This is a genomic window from Antarctobacter heliothermus, assembly GCF_002237555.1.
GTDB lineage: Bacteria > Pseudomonadota > Alphaproteobacteria > Rhodobacterales > Rhodobacteraceae > Antarctobacter > Antarctobacter heliothermus_B.
On sequence record NZ_CP022540.1, the window covers coordinates 2,780,254 to 2,792,584 of the forward strand.

Below are 12,331 nucleotides of genomic sequence, written 5' to 3' on the forward strand. Positions count from 1 at the left end.
CATCCTCCGGGGCTGTGCGCGCGGCGGGGTGTCCCGCCGCGTCCACCTTTGCCTCAGAACGCGTCAGCCTCAAGCGCCATGACCGTATCGGCGCCGCTCTCGATCCGTTTGAGGTGTGTCGCGGTCATCGGCAGCTGTCGGACCATGTAATAGCGCCCAGTGGCGATCTTGGTTGCGTAAAAGTCGGAATTCCCTTCGCCGGAGGCCAGCTTGGCTTTGGCAGTCCAGGCCATTTTCGACCACATCAACCCAAGGCAGACATGCCCAAAGAGGTGCATGAAGTCATACGAGCCGGACAGCGCGTTGTTCGGGTTCTTCATGCCGTTTTGCATGAAATACATGCCCGCCGCCTGCAGATCCTTGGATGCCGCCTTGAGCGGTTCAAGGAATTGCGCGTCAAACTCTTCGTCCTGGCCTTTGTGCTCATTGGCAAAGCTCTTGACCATGTCGAAGAAGGCCATGACGTGTTTGCCACCGTCCAGCGCCAGCTTGCGGCCCACCAGGTCCAGCGCCTGAACGCCATTGGCGCCTTCGTAGATCATGGCGATGCGGGCGTCGCGGGCGAATTGCGACATGCCCCATTCCTCGATATAGCCGTGGCCGCCGTAGACCTGCTGCGCGGCGGTGGCCATCTCGAACCCCTTGTCGGTCAGGAAGCCCTTGACCACTGGGGTCAGCAGCGAAATCAACCCGTCGGCGGCGGCGTCGTCCGTCTTGTGCGCGCGGTCGATCATCGACGCGCCCCAAAAGACAAAAGCCCGCGCCGCTTCGACAAAGCTTTTCTGGTCCATCAGATTGCGGCGGATGTCGGGGTGCACGATCAGCGGGTCGGCGGGACCGTCAGGGTTTTTCGCTCCGGTGACGTCGCGGCCCTGAAGGCGGTCCTTCGCGTATTCCACGGCGTTCTGATAGGCGACTTCGGCTTGGGCGTAGCCTTGCAGGCCAACACCCACCCGCGCCTCGTTCATCATGGTGAACATGGCGCGCATGCCTTTGTGTTCGTCGCCTAGCAGATAGCCGGTGGCCTCGTCGTAATCCATGACACAGGTCGAGTTGCCGTGGATGCCCATCTTTTCCTCGATCTTGCCGACCGAGACGCCATTGCGCGCGCCGGGGTTACCCTCGGCGTCCACGATGAACTTGGGCACGATGAACAGCGATACACCCTTGATGCCCTCGGGGCCACCGGGGATCTTGGCCAGAACCAGATGGATCACGTTCTGGCTCATGTCGTGGTCACCGGCAGAGATAAAGATCTTCTGTCCGGTAACTTTGTAGCTGCCATCGTCCTGCGGAACGGCCTTGGTGCGCATCAGGCCCAGATCCGTGCCGCAATGCGGTTCGGTCAGGTTCATGGTGCCGGTCCATTCGCAGGTCACCATCTTGGGCAGATACATTGCCTTCTGCTCATTGGACCCATGCGCGTGGATCGCCGAGTAGGCACCGTGGGTCAGGCCCGGATACATGTTAAAGGCCATGTTCGCGGCAGAGAACTGTTCGCCTACAGCGGTGGCCAAGACGTAGGGAAGGCCCTGGCCGCCATATTCCGGATCACAGTCCAGCGCCGTCCAGCCGCCTTCACGCATCTGGTCAAAGGCTTCAAGAAACCCAGTTGGTGTGCGAACCACACCGTTTTCCAGCACACAGCCCTCTGTGTCGCCCACCTGGTTCAGCGGCGCCAGCACGTTTTCGGCCATCTTGGCGGCTTCGCCAAGGATCGCCTCCAGAGTGTCGCGGTCCAGATCCTCATATCCTGGGATCTCTTGCGTGCCGATCTTCAACACGTCGTCGAGTATGAAAACCTGATCCTCGGTTGGCGCTGTGTAGCTGGGCATGTCTCTCTCCCTAAAGTCCTGCCCGCGACCCGATCTATTGGGCCGCGCGCTTTTGCTCCATAGAGGCCAGCATCCGCTCGCCCCATTTCATCTGGTCCTGCAACTCTTCGATCGCGGTGTTCAGTTCATCTCGCTGCCGGATCAGATCCGCCAGCCGGCCCTTGGCCACCCCATAGGCTGCTTCCAGCTGCGTCTGCTGCTGGTCACCCACATGGTACAGGTCCAGCAGCTGCCGGATCTCCTCCAGGCTGAACCCAAACCGCTTACCGCGCAGGATCAGTTTCAGCCGGGCCCGGTCACGCCGGGTAAACAGCCTTTTCTGGCCTTCGCGGATCGGGAAGAGCAGCTCCTTCTGCTCATAAAAGCGCAGGGTCCGAGGGGTTACCTCAAACGCTGTGCACATTTCCCGGATCGTCATCAGTTGCTCGTCTGTCATGTCTCGCATCCCCGGATCTCCATTTTCGTCACATTGGCGTCACGTTGAGGAGGTGCAGGTTGTGCCGCTTTCATACAATGGGAATTCTCGTTGACGTAACTCATACGCTGCGTCACTTTCTTCTTGACGTAAGATAAGGCAAGGTCAAGCCGTCCGGTGCGCAACAATTTTACCAAAGGGTAAAATTTCTGTCTGTGGAATGGCTGTGATTGTTGTGATGACGACAGAGCAGGCGGCAGCGCCCGCCGATCAACCGGCGCTGTTCAGGGTCTCTGCAGTCTCATCACGCAGCGATTTCAGTTCACCCATCGCCTCGTCCAGCTGTCTGCGCTCATCTTCAAGTTGCGCTAATTGCCGGTCCGCCATGGCTACCCAGGCGCGCATCTGCGCCTCTGTGCCCTCATGTTCGTAGATCAACAGCCATTGGCGGATGTCTTCAAGCTGAAACCCGAATTTGCGACCGCGCAGAATCAGCGTCATCCGCGCAATCTCACGCGGGCCGTAGTGGCGCGCGCGGCCATCGCGGTCCGGTGTCAGAAGCTCGATATATTCATAGTAACGCAGGGTTCGCGGTGTGACGTCGAACTTTGCGCACATCTCCTTGAACGTCAGTCGCGTGTCGCCCATGTCCTGTCTCCCCTCGTCCAGACGGAATTTAGGGCCCCGCCGACCCCGAGACAACCCGCTGTCACGGCTGTACCCGTTTCGGGCCGCTTGCAGCGCTCGGCCCGCGCGCCCATAAAGACCGCCAAGGAGACCCTCCATGAGTGCAGACAAAGCCCGGATTGCCCGCCAGTTCATTGATTCCATACCGCATTGCCGTGCGCTGGGGATGGAAATCACCGAAATCGGCGATGGTTTGGCCGAGATCCAATTGCCATATGACGCACGCTTTATCGGTGATCCCGAAACCGGGGTGATCCATGGCGGGGCGGTCTCTGCGCTGATGGACACCTGCAGCGGCGCGGCCGTCATGAGCCATCCGCGATCCCCGGCAGGCACCGCCACCATCGACCTGCGCATCGACTACATGCGCCCAGCCACGCCGGGCCAGACCATCACCGCGCGGGCCGAATGCTATCATATCACCCGGTCAGTTGCCTTTGTCCGGGCCACTGCGACGGACGATGACCCGGACAGGCCGGTGGCCACGGCGGCAGGCACCTTTACAGTCGAGGGCAAATGATGGCGCGCACACCTCCTGAACCCGTTCAGATCATCAAGCAGCGCCGGGATGCGGCCCTGTCGGCGCTGGTATCGGGCGTGCCTTACATGCAGTATCTCGGGGTGAAATTTGACCGTCGCGGCGATGAACTCACCGCAATTCTGTCCTATGATGAAAAGCTGATCGGCAACCCGTTCCTGCCCGCGATCCACGGCGGTGTAACGGCCGCCTTTCTCGAGATGACGGCCATGGTCACGCTAAGCTGGACCTATCTCTGGCAGGACATTGAATCCGGCGCACTTGATCCCGACGACATGGCGCGTGGTGCGCTGCCACGCCTGCCAAAGACCATCGACTTTACCGTCGACTACCTGCGCACCGGCCTGCCGCGCGATGCCTACGCCCGCGCCCGCGTGACCCGTTCAGGCCGACGCTATGCCAGCGTTCAGGCCGAGGCGTGGCAGGACAATCGCGACCGCCCCATCGCCGAGGCAACGGCGCATTTCCTGATGCCGCGTCGGGAAGAGTGATCCGCCCGTGATGCCGTCCTTGTCGCCCCGCCGCACCTTTCACATGCCAAGGATCTGATCCAGTGGCGGAGGCTTGATTCCGCCACGATGTCCGACAGTCAAAGTGCCATGACCACACCAGAGCCCATCACCCACGCCCGTGTCCTGCGGATCGCCGTTCCCATCGTGCTGGCGAACATGACAGTGCCGCTGCAAGGCGTGGCCGACACCGCCGTGATCGGCCAGATCCCCGATGCCACACCGCTTGCCGCCGTGGCCGTCGGCGCGGCTTTGTTGTCGACCCTGCTGTGGGTCTTTGGGTTCCTGCGGATGGGGACGGCGGGCATGACCGCGCAGGCGCATGGGGCCGGAAACCGGGCCGAGGTCGCAGCGCTGCTGACACGCGCGTTGATGATCGGCGGGGCAGGGGGGCTGTTACTGATCCCCCTCATGGGACCGATTGCCGATTTGGGTTTTGCCTATTCACCCGCCACCGACGACGTGAAGTCCTTGGCCCGCGACTACATGGACATCCGCATCCTGTCAGCGCCGGCTGCGGTGGCGATCTTCGGGATCAACGGCTGGCTGGGCGCACAGGAACGCACCCGCGCGATGCTGGTCCTGCAAATCTGGATCGTCAGCCTGAATGTCGCCTTGAACCTGCTGTTTGTCGTGGGCTGGGATCTTGGGGTTCCGGGGCTGGCATGGGCCACGGTCTGCGCCGACTGGACCGGCTTTGCCCTTGGGCTGTGGCTGTGCAGAGGGGCATTTGCCAACCCGGCATGGCGCGACTGGCCCCGCGTCTTTGACCGCGCCCGACTGCGGGTTATGGCGATGGTCAACAGCGACATCCTGCTGCGCTCACTGATGCTGGAGGCGGTGCTGCTGTCTTTCATCTTCTACTATAGCGCGGGGTTTGGTGTCGCGGTGCTGGCGGCCAGCCATGTGCTGCTGCATTTTATCCAGATCATGGCCTACGCGCTGGACGGGTTCGCCTTTGCCGCCGAGGCGATGGTGGGGCAGGCTTTTGGCGCGCGCGCACTGGATCGGCTCAGACGCGCGGTCTGGCTGACCAGCCTCTGGGGGTTCCTGTCGAACTTTGCATTTGCCTTGGCCTTTGCCTTGTTGGGCGGGCTGATCATCGACGGGATGACCAAAGATCCGGAAGTGCAGCAGGCGGCCCGCCGGTTTCTGCCATGGATCGTGCTGGCACCGGTGCTTGGGCTGCCGGCCTGGATGCTGGACGGCATATTTATCGGCGCGACCCGGACCCGCGACATGCGCAACATGATGGCTATTTCTGTCGGGATTTATTTTGTCGCCGCCACGTTGCTGATCCCGCTTTGGGGACCGCACGGCATGTGGGCGGCGCTGATGATCGCCTTTATCGCGCGCGGTGTCACCTTGGGTCTGCGTTATCCGTCACTGGAACGGGCAATGCAGTAACAAAGACGCGAGGCGTGGCGTAAACCTATGGCAAAGAACTAGACGACCGGTCTAATCGTTCCTATTTGCCCCTCATGACAGAGACGCCAAATACCCGCCAGACAATCCTTGACGCCGGTCAAGCCCTGATGCTGACGTCCGGCTTTGCAGGATTGGGCCTCTCAACCCTGCTCAAGGCGGCGGGGGTGCCAAAGGGGTCGTTCTATCATTGGTTCGAGTCCAAGGAAGATTTCGGCCGTGCCGCGATTGAGGTCTATTCCGAAAGCTACATCACCCGGCTTGACGCACTGCTTGAGGGGCCGGGAACGGCGGCGGACAAACTTGACCGGTTCTTTGGCGCTTGGATGTCTGACGCCGCGAGCGCGGGACTGGCGGAACGCTGCCTTGTGGTCAAATTGGGGGCTGAGGTGTCCGACCTGTCCGAAGCAATGCGCGCGGCGATGGACCGGGGCGTGCAGCAGTTCATTGGCCGTCTTGCCGTTCTCTTGGGGCAGGGGGCCGAAGATGGCAGTCTGCGCACCCTTGCCGATCCGCAATCCGAGGCCCGCCGCATCTACGCGTCCCTACTGGGCGCGGCAATTTTGACCCGTATTTCGCGAGATGATGTCGCGCTGCGCGATGCAACGAACGACGCCCGATCGCGTTTGAAACCCTGAAAATCCCAAACACTCCAGACAAGGAATACCACGATGAAAGCCGTGATCCACGAGACATTCGGCGACCCCGCCGAAGTTCTGAAAACCGCCATGATCGACACGCCCAAACCCGGCAAGGGACAGGTGCTGATCCGCACCATCCTGTCGACCATCCACAACCATGACCTCTGGACGGTGCATGGCAGTTACGGCGTGAAACCCGATCTGCCTGCCACCGGCGGAACTGAGGCTGTCGGGGTGATTGAGGCGCTGGGCGATGGCGTGCCCGAAGACCTGAAGGGCAAGCGCGTCACTTCTGCCGGGGCGATGGGCACTTGGGCCGAATATTTCACCGCTCCCGCTACGGGCATCATTCCATTGCCTGACGCGATTTCCGATGAGGCGGGCGCGCAATTGGTCGCCATGCCCTTTTCGGCTATCGCCTTGCTGGAATTCCTGCATGTCAAAACGGGCGACTGGATCGTACAGACCGCCGCAAATGGTGCCGTGGGCAAAATCCTTGCCAAGCTGGCTGAGGCGCGTGGCGTCAAGGTTCTTAGCCTCGTCCGTCGCGCAGCGGCCAAGGCCGAGCTGACAGACCTAGGCATCGACAATGTTCTGTCGACCGAAGACGACGGTTGGATTGAGGCGGCAAAGGCGATCCTTGGCCCGGACGGCGCACGCGCCGCCGTGGATTCTGTCGGGGGTAAGATGGGCGCCGATCTGGTTGAATTGCTGGGACAAGAGGGCTTGTTGGTCACCTTCGGCACCGCCACGGGTGCGCCTTTGGAACTTGATACGGGGCCAATCATCTTCAAACACATCACGCTCAAGGGGTTCTGGGGCAAGAAGGTCATCGAAGAGATGCCCGCCGACGACCGCACCCGCCTGATGACGGAACTGGTGACACTCGCCGCCCAAGGCAAACTGCCTTTGACCGTGGATCAGACCTTTACCCTTGATCAGGGGCAAGAGGCTGCCGCCGCCGCGCGCACTCCGGGCCGCAAGGGCAAGGTCATGTTCCGGACCTGACCTCACCTGCCTAATTCCACACCTTGCGCCCCCAGAGCCAATCTGGGGGCGCTTTTCGTTGGGTTTGCCTCTGGTCACCACTGCCCCAAATGCCCTATTCAGACGTCCAGACAGAGGAGTGGCGCAATGGACGATCTCATAAACAGCTTCATGACCGGCCCGGATGAGAAGGGCCGCTTTGGCATCTTCGGGGGCCGCTTTGTCTCCGAGACACTGATGCCGTTGATCCTCTCTCTGGAAGAGGAATACGAAAAGGCTAAGACGGACGACAGTTTTTGGGCGGAAATGGATTTCCTCTGGAAGCACTATGTCGGTCGCCCCAGCCCGCTGTATTTCGCCGAACGCCTGACCGAACGCCTCGGTGGTGCCAAGGTCTACATGAAGCGGGACGAGCTGAACCACACCGGCGCACACAAGATCAACAACGTGCTGGGCCAGATCATCCTTGCCCGCCGCATGGGCAAGACGCGGATCATCGCCGAAACCGGTGCGGGTCAGCACGGTGTGGCCACCGCAACCGTCTGCGCCAAGTTCGGTCTGAAATGCGTGGTCTACATGGGCGCGCATGACGTGGAACGGCAGGCGCCGAATGTCTTCCGGATGAAGCTGTTGGGCGCAGAGGTTGTCCCGGTGACCTCTGGCCGTGGCACGCTCAAGGACGCGATGAACGACGCGCTGCGCGACTGGGTGACCAACGTACGCGACACGTTCTACTGCATCGGCACCGTCGCAGGACCCCATCCCTATCCGGCCATGGTCCGCGATTTCCAGTCGATCATCGGCAAGGAAACCCGTGAGCAGATGCAAGAGGCCGAAGGCCGCTTGCCCGACACTCTGGTTGCCGCCATCGGCGGTGGTTCCAACGCCATGGGCCTGTTCTTTCCCTTCCTTGATGACAAGGACGTTGCCATCATCGGGGTCGAGGCGGGCGGCAAAGGCGTCAACGCCAAGATGGAACATTGCGCCTCACTGACCGGCGGCCGCCCCGGCGTCCTGCACGGCAACCGCACCTATCTGTTGCAAGACGACGACGGTCAGATCCTCGAAGGATTTTCGATCTCCGCGGGCCTCGACTACCCCGGTATCGGGCCAGAGCACAGCTGGCTGCATGATGTCGGTCGCGCGCAATACGTCTCGATCACCGACAAGGAGGCGCTGGCCGCCTTCCAGCTGTGCTGCGAGACTGAGGGCATCATTCCCGCGCTAGAACCCAGCCACGCGCTGGCCCATGTGGCCAAGATTGCGCCGGATCTGCCCAAGGACCACATCATCTGCATGAACATGTGTGGCCGGGGCGACAAGGACATCTTTACCGTGGCCAAACACCTTGGCGTTGACATGTCCGCCACCGAAGGGCGCAACGCGGGCTGACGCTGCCTTGGTACCCAAATCGACGGAAGCGGCTTGCTCATCCGATGATGTGTGGGGCGATTCTGTCGGTGCGGCGTGTCTGCGCCGACCTGCAGTTGATCGCCCTGCAGGACGTGATCCAGCGGCGTGAGGAAACGATCGCGATGCGGTCGCTTCTGAACACTGACAAGGTCACGGAGGACAACCCCATGATGCTACGGCTGAAAGAGCTTAAGGCACTGGAGGCGATCTCTGGCGAGGTCGATCATCTCACCGTCCACGACGGGACTCAGGGCCGTTTGCGTAAGGTGATCCGACGCATGTGGGCTGCATTCATGGTGTGGAAACGAAATTCAGTCCGAAAATACCCTGCTTGACGGTAATTTTCCGCATTTGGCCAATTTGGATTGATCGTCAGGTCTTCGCGTCAAAGGCATTCTGTTCGAGAATAGGCAGACGCACGATGTCCAGAGCAGAACGATGCGTCGCCGCCAGATTGACCTTGGGCGCGCAGCCTTCGTCATGTGCCTGCAAAAAGCGCGCCGCGCACAGGCACCATTGGTCGCCCGGTTTCAACCCGGCAAAACCGTATTCTGGCCGCGGCGTCGACAGGTCGTTGCCGACGTATTTGGAATAGGCGAGAAACTCGGCCGTCATGACCGCACAGACCGTATGGCTGCCCTGATCTTCGGCGCAGGTGTTGCAGTGACCGTCCCGAAAGAACCCGGTCACCGGGTCGTGTGAGCATGCCTCAAGCGCACTGCCCAATACGTTGAAGGAGGGTTCTTTTTTCAACATGTTTGACTGTCCTTCATTGGCCCGCAAGTCGGCGCAGCATCTGAAGCGCGTCGTCAAAGGCTCCGGCCTCGCGAAAGCTGCGGTCCGCTGACGTGACCGCGACCACCGTAGCGCTCTGGCGATCAATATAGACGTATTGGCCATAAATACCACGCGCCATGAACTCACCATCGCGCGCATCCGCAGGCATCCACCATTGGTAGCCATATTTCAACGCGCCCGGAGCGGTCTTGGCCGACGGAGTGGTGCTCACTGTCACCCAAGCCTCGGGCACGATCTGTTTGCCGTTCAAGCGTCCGCCATCGCGAAACATCTCACCCAGTCGCGCGTAATCGCGAAGCGTCAAGTTGAGACCGCCAAGCGCAAAAGCCACGCCGTAACCGTCTGACAAGTAATAGGGTTCCCTAACAATGCCCATCGGCTCCAGCACGTTTTCGGCCAACAGGTCGGGCAGACTGCGCCCGGTCGCGCCCCGCGCCACCATCGACAGGACATGCGTGTCGATGGACACATAGCGCCAGACCTCTCCCGCCTGCTGGTCCCGCACATCTAGTCCCGCAGCAAAGCCGTCCATCGACCCGCCAAGCGCCAGAACGCGTGCCATCTTGTTGATGTCACTCCAGAAGTCCAGATAGTCCTCATCAAAAACGACGCCGGTGGACATCTGCAGGACGTTGCGGATTGTCGCGCCCTCATAGGCGCTGCCTGCCAGATCGGGGACGTATTTTGTCACCGGATCGTCCAAGGATTCCACATGACCTTGTTCCAGCAAAATACCGAAAAGAGAGGATAAGTATGACTTTGCAATCGACCAGGAGATGCGCAGATCGTCCGGGCCGGTCCCCAGATGATAGCTCTCATGCGCCAAAAGGCCGTTTTTGAGGACAATTACGCCGGTGACAGAGCGACGTGTCAGCCAATCCTGCCATCCGGCGGGCATGTCTGTCCGGGGGCCATCCACCAAGGGCGCAGCGCGGGTTTGGACAGTGATCGGAATCGTCTTGAACAGACGATCCATATGGCTGAAGTTCTCCACGATTTTGCCCTCGTCAAAGAGCGTCATGGTTCCACGAAGGCGCTGTATGTCTTCACGATAGCTATAGCCTAGGGCGGCCACCCCGATCATCAGGATCAGCCCAAGACGGGCCGCGCGACGTCCGATCATCGGAACTTGTCCGCCAGCCGTTGCAGTGGATTGCGGGTATCATCCCCGCTCGCACTGTCATCGGGTGCCGCCTTTGGGGCCGCATCGGGTTTGGGTTTCGAGGGTGTCTTTGAAGGTCGGGGCGGCGACATGCGCAGCCCGACCGCGTTCATGAACTTGCCCGGATCACCCTCTGCGAGATGTGGGGCACCGTCGGACATGCCTCGCATCAAGTCATCCAGCCAGTCCTGATCGGCCTTGTGAAAGTCATGCAGCACATAGGCCGCGACCAGCTCCTTGCGCCCGGGATGGCCGATCCCGAGCCGCACCCGCCGGTACGCCTCTCCGATATGGGCGTGGATCGAACGCAACCCGTTGTGGCCCGCATGTCCGCCGCCAGACTTGACCTTGCATTTGCCCGGCGCCAGATCCAGTTCGTCGTGAAACACGGTGACATCTGCCGGGTCCAACTTGTAGAAACGCATGGCGTCTCCGACCGATTGCCCCGACAGGTTCATGAAGGTTTCCGGTTTCAGCAGCAGCACTTTTTCGCGGCCCAGCAGACCCTCTGCCAGTTGCCCCTGAAACTTTGCTTTCCACGGGCCAAAGCCGTGATCCCCGGCAATCCGGTCCAGCGCCATAAAGCCGATGTTGTGTCGGTTGCCGGCGTATTTTGCGCCGGGATTGCCGAGACCCACGAATATCTGCACTCTGCCCTCCAAGACCGTCTGTGTGCCCTATGTAGGCCAGAGAGACCAAGGATCACAACGGGAGAGCAGGATGTACCTGGCCGTCAAACGCTTCATGTGCGCCACGTTAGATGCGCGCTCGTTGGAGGACCTCTGAACCCGCAGCGACATCCTTGTCAAACTAGACCCCAGTTGTGTCAGCTGTGCCCTGCTGTATGGTCAGGATCGGGCGGACCATGTGTTGTTTGCTCGGCATACTATCTGGCAAGACGAACATATTTATGCTGGCAGTTTTGTTCAGAGGCAATTCGCGCCGCGCATGACGGGGAATGAAGGTCGGTGCACTCGTTTCTCGGACTGCCGGGACTCAAGTTCTTCGAGGAGGCCCAGGGTCTGGAGAAACTAAATTTTCCGCAGAGCGTTAAGGCACCGTTTGGAAGTGCCTATACTCATTGGAGGTCCTTTAAGGCAGTTTCATTCCTTTAGGTACTTTCTTACAACGAAACCAGTCAGCGCTTTCACTGACACGCGACACCATTCGCGGCTGCCATCAATGATGCCGCAAGCGGCTACGGACACCCGCATGCCATTCGGCAAAGCGGTTTGTATCAAAGAGTTGCCAAGGTTTGGCTTTGTGCGAAGGTTCAAAGACCCATCGGGAGATTGAACAACCATCCATCTTTGTTTTGGTCGGCTTGGCTCCGGGATCTTGTTCAAAGAAGATTTTTCAACTCTACGCGTATCGGTTGTTCCATCGGAACAGTAGGTTGCTCGGTGCATGCAGGTGCTGCCGTTTGCGTTGGTACAAACCGACAAGGCTTTTTCTATGGCAGCCTTCACGGTTGGTGCCCAAGTCGCACTTTGGCGCGATGTGGATTTCCATTTGACCGGCTCGGCGACTGACACGCAGGCATTCATTGCCCAAAGCGAGTATTTGCATCCTACGTCCTTACCATAATTTTTTTGGCAAAAATAAATCGAGTCCTTAATTGCTCCTGCTTCACTTTTATACTTACCGAAAGAGGATGCGATTTTGGCCCCGTCTGCTGAGGTTGCTACAGCCACATAGCTTTGGAGTGCATTTGGGGCAGGTGGCGTTTTGTAGACCGGTTTTCTTTTTTCCTCGACACCACAAACCCCTGGGGCCACCCACAGAATGCACCCCGCCGCATAAAGATTGGATCCAACGCCGCCAACAAGGACCAAGCCAAAGACAAATAAAGTTTTCCTGTAGAAACGCATTCGGCTGGTCCCCTCAATGTACACAATCTCTATCTGCGTCGATTGAACCA

At 59.9% G+C, this 12,331-nt stretch carries 14 protein-coding genes; 7 read left to right on the forward strand and 7 right to left on the reverse strand.

Annotated elements, in window-relative coordinates:
- Positions 1-53 precede the first annotated feature (53 nt).
- The 3 genes from ANTHELSMS3_RS13240 to ANTHELSMS3_RS13250 all read right to left on the reverse strand — a co-directional run bounded on the left by ANTHELSMS3_RS13240 (position 54) and on the right by ANTHELSMS3_RS13250 (position 2,898).
- Positions 54-1,835 carry an acyl-CoA dehydrogenase C-terminal domain-containing protein gene (locus ANTHELSMS3_RS13240; protein ID WP_094035277.1) on the reverse strand — a complete coding sequence of 594 codons (1,782 nt, stop codon included), beginning with the start codon at positions 1,833-1,835 and terminating at the stop codon, positions 54-56.
- Between the two features lie 34 nt (positions 1,836-1,869).
- Complete coding sequence (locus tag ANTHELSMS3_RS13245; protein WP_094035278.1) at positions 1,870-2,271, reverse strand: MerR family transcriptional regulator; 402 nt, start codon at positions 2,269-2,271, stop codon at positions 1,870-1,872.
- Positions 2,272-2,520: 249 nt separating this feature from the next.
- The gene (locus ANTHELSMS3_RS13250) at positions 2,521-2,898 is read right to left on the reverse strand and encodes a MerR family transcriptional regulator (RefSeq protein WP_094035279.1); all 378 of its coding nucleotides are present in this window, start codon (positions 2,896-2,898) and stop codon (positions 2,521-2,523) included.
- Positions 2,899-3,034: 136 nt separating this feature from the next.
- On the opposite strand from ANTHELSMS3_RS13250, the gene ANTHELSMS3_RS13255 reads away from it, so the two are divergent.
- The 7 genes from ANTHELSMS3_RS13255 (at position 3,035) to ANTHELSMS3_RS13285 (ending at position 8,785) form a co-directional block, all read left to right on the forward strand.
- Positions 3,035-3,457, forward strand: a complete 423-nt coding sequence (locus ANTHELSMS3_RS13255; protein WP_094035280.1) for a PaaI family thioesterase — start codon at positions 3,035-3,037, stop codon at positions 3,455-3,457.
- Positions 3,457-3,966, forward strand: a complete 510-nt coding sequence (locus ANTHELSMS3_RS13260) for a PaaI family thioesterase (protein ID WP_094035281.1) — start codon at positions 3,457-3,459, stop codon at positions 3,964-3,966. Before ANTHELSMS3_RS13255 ends, ANTHELSMS3_RS13260 begins: the two co-directional genes overlap by 1 nt.
- 87 nt (positions 3,967-4,053) lie before the next feature.
- Positions 4,054-5,391: an MATE family efflux transporter gene (locus ANTHELSMS3_RS13265; RefSeq protein WP_254694735.1), complete on the forward strand. Its 1,338-nt coding sequence runs from the start codon at positions 4,054-4,056 to the stop codon at positions 5,389-5,391.
- 74 nt (positions 5,392-5,465) lie between these two features.
- Positions 5,466-6,047, forward strand: coding sequence for a TetR/AcrR family transcriptional regulator (locus ANTHELSMS3_RS13270; protein ID WP_094035283.1), 582 nt, complete (start codon positions 5,466-5,468; stop codon positions 6,045-6,047).
- A 33-nt stretch (positions 6,048-6,080) separates the two neighbouring features.
- The gene (locus ANTHELSMS3_RS13275; protein ID WP_094035284.1) at positions 6,081-7,058 is read left to right on the forward strand and encodes a zinc-binding dehydrogenase; all 978 of its coding nucleotides are present in this window, start codon (positions 6,081-6,083) and stop codon (positions 7,056-7,058) included.
- A 126-nt stretch (positions 7,059-7,184) separates the two neighbouring features.
- Positions 7,185-8,429 (forward strand): tryptophan synthase subunit beta, encoded by a 1,245-nt coding sequence (gene trpB / locus ANTHELSMS3_RS13280; RefSeq protein WP_094035285.1) that lies wholly within the window; start codon positions 7,185-7,187, stop codon positions 8,427-8,429.
- 44 nt (positions 8,430-8,473) lie between these two features.
- Positions 8,474-8,785, forward strand: coding sequence for a hypothetical protein (locus tag ANTHELSMS3_RS13285; RefSeq protein ID WP_094035286.1), 312 nt, complete (start codon positions 8,474-8,476; stop codon positions 8,783-8,785).
- A 37-nt stretch (positions 8,786-8,822) separates the two neighbouring features.
- Here ANTHELSMS3_RS13285 and ANTHELSMS3_RS13290 read toward each other — a convergent pair whose 3' ends face one another.
- The 4 genes from ANTHELSMS3_RS13290 to ANTHELSMS3_RS13305 all read right to left on the reverse strand — a co-directional run bounded on the left by ANTHELSMS3_RS13290 (position 8,823) and on the right by ANTHELSMS3_RS13305 (position 12,281).
- Positions 8,823-9,206, reverse strand: coding sequence for a DUF2237 family protein (locus tag ANTHELSMS3_RS13290; RefSeq protein WP_094035287.1), 384 nt, complete (start codon positions 9,204-9,206; stop codon positions 8,823-8,825).
- 13 nt (positions 9,207-9,219) lie between these two features.
- Positions 9,220-10,371 (reverse strand): serine hydrolase domain-containing protein, encoded by a 1,152-nt coding sequence (locus ANTHELSMS3_RS13295; RefSeq protein ID WP_254694736.1) that lies wholly within the window; start codon positions 10,369-10,371, stop codon positions 9,220-9,222.
- On the reverse strand, positions 10,368-11,060 hold the full coding sequence (pth, locus tag ANTHELSMS3_RS13300) for an aminoacyl-tRNA hydrolase (RefSeq protein ID WP_094037115.1): 693 nt from the start codon (positions 11,058-11,060) through the stop codon (positions 10,368-10,370). Before pth ends, ANTHELSMS3_RS13295 begins: the two co-directional genes overlap by 4 nt.
- 453 nt (positions 11,061-11,513) lie before the next feature.
- Entirely contained in the window at positions 11,514-12,281 is a 768-nt protein-coding gene (locus ANTHELSMS3_RS13305; protein ID WP_157733508.1) for a DUF4189 domain-containing protein, read from the reverse strand.
- Positions 12,282-12,331: the final 50 nt, after the last annotated feature.

Excerpts from the sequence above, each read along its gene's own strand:
- ANTHELSMS3_RS13240 (WP_094035277.1), bottom strand. The coding sequence starts at position 1,835 with ATGCCCAGCTACACAGCGCCAACCGAGGATCAGGTTTTCATACTCGAC.
- ANTHELSMS3_RS13245 (WP_094035278.1), bottom strand. The coding sequence starts at position 2,271 with ATGACAGACGAGCAACTGATGACGATCCGGGAAATGTGCACAGCGTTT.
- ANTHELSMS3_RS13250 (WP_094035279.1), bottom strand. The coding sequence starts at position 2,898 with ATGGGCGACACGCGACTGACGTTCAAGGAGATGTGCGCAAAGTTCGAC.
- ANTHELSMS3_RS13255 (WP_094035280.1), top strand. The coding sequence starts at position 3,035 with ATGAGTGCAGACAAAGCCCGGATTGCCCGCCAGTTCATTGATTCCATA.
- ANTHELSMS3_RS13260 (WP_094035281.1), top strand. The coding sequence starts at position 3,457 with ATGGCGCGCACACCTCCTGAACCCGTTCAGATCATCAAGCAGCGCCGG.
- ANTHELSMS3_RS13265 (WP_254694735.1), top strand. The coding sequence starts at position 4,054 with ATGTCCGACAGTCAAAGTGCCATGACCACACCAGAGCCCATCACCCAC.
- ANTHELSMS3_RS13270 (WP_094035283.1), top strand. The coding sequence starts at position 5,466 with ATGACAGAGACGCCAAATACCCGCCAGACAATCCTTGACGCCGGTCAA.
- ANTHELSMS3_RS13275 (WP_094035284.1), top strand. The coding sequence starts at position 6,081 with ATGAAAGCCGTGATCCACGAGACATTCGGCGACCCCGCCGAAGTTCTG.
- trpB (WP_094035285.1), top strand. The coding sequence starts at position 7,185 with ATGGACGATCTCATAAACAGCTTCATGACCGGCCCGGATGAGAAGGGC.
- ANTHELSMS3_RS13285 (WP_094035286.1), top strand. The coding sequence starts at position 8,474 with ATGATGTGTGGGGCGATTCTGTCGGTGCGGCGTGTCTGCGCCGACCTG.
- ANTHELSMS3_RS13290 (WP_094035287.1), bottom strand. The coding sequence starts at position 9,206 with ATGTTGAAAAAAGAACCCTCCTTCAACGTATTGGGCAGTGCGCTTGAG.
- ANTHELSMS3_RS13295 (WP_254694736.1), bottom strand. The coding sequence starts at position 10,371 with ATGATCGGACGTCGCGCGGCCCGTCTTGGGCTGATCCTGATGATCGGG.
- ANTHELSMS3_RS13305 (WP_157733508.1), bottom strand. The coding sequence starts at position 12,281 with ATGCGTTTCTACAGGAAAACTTTATTTGTCTTTGGCTTGGTCCTTGTT.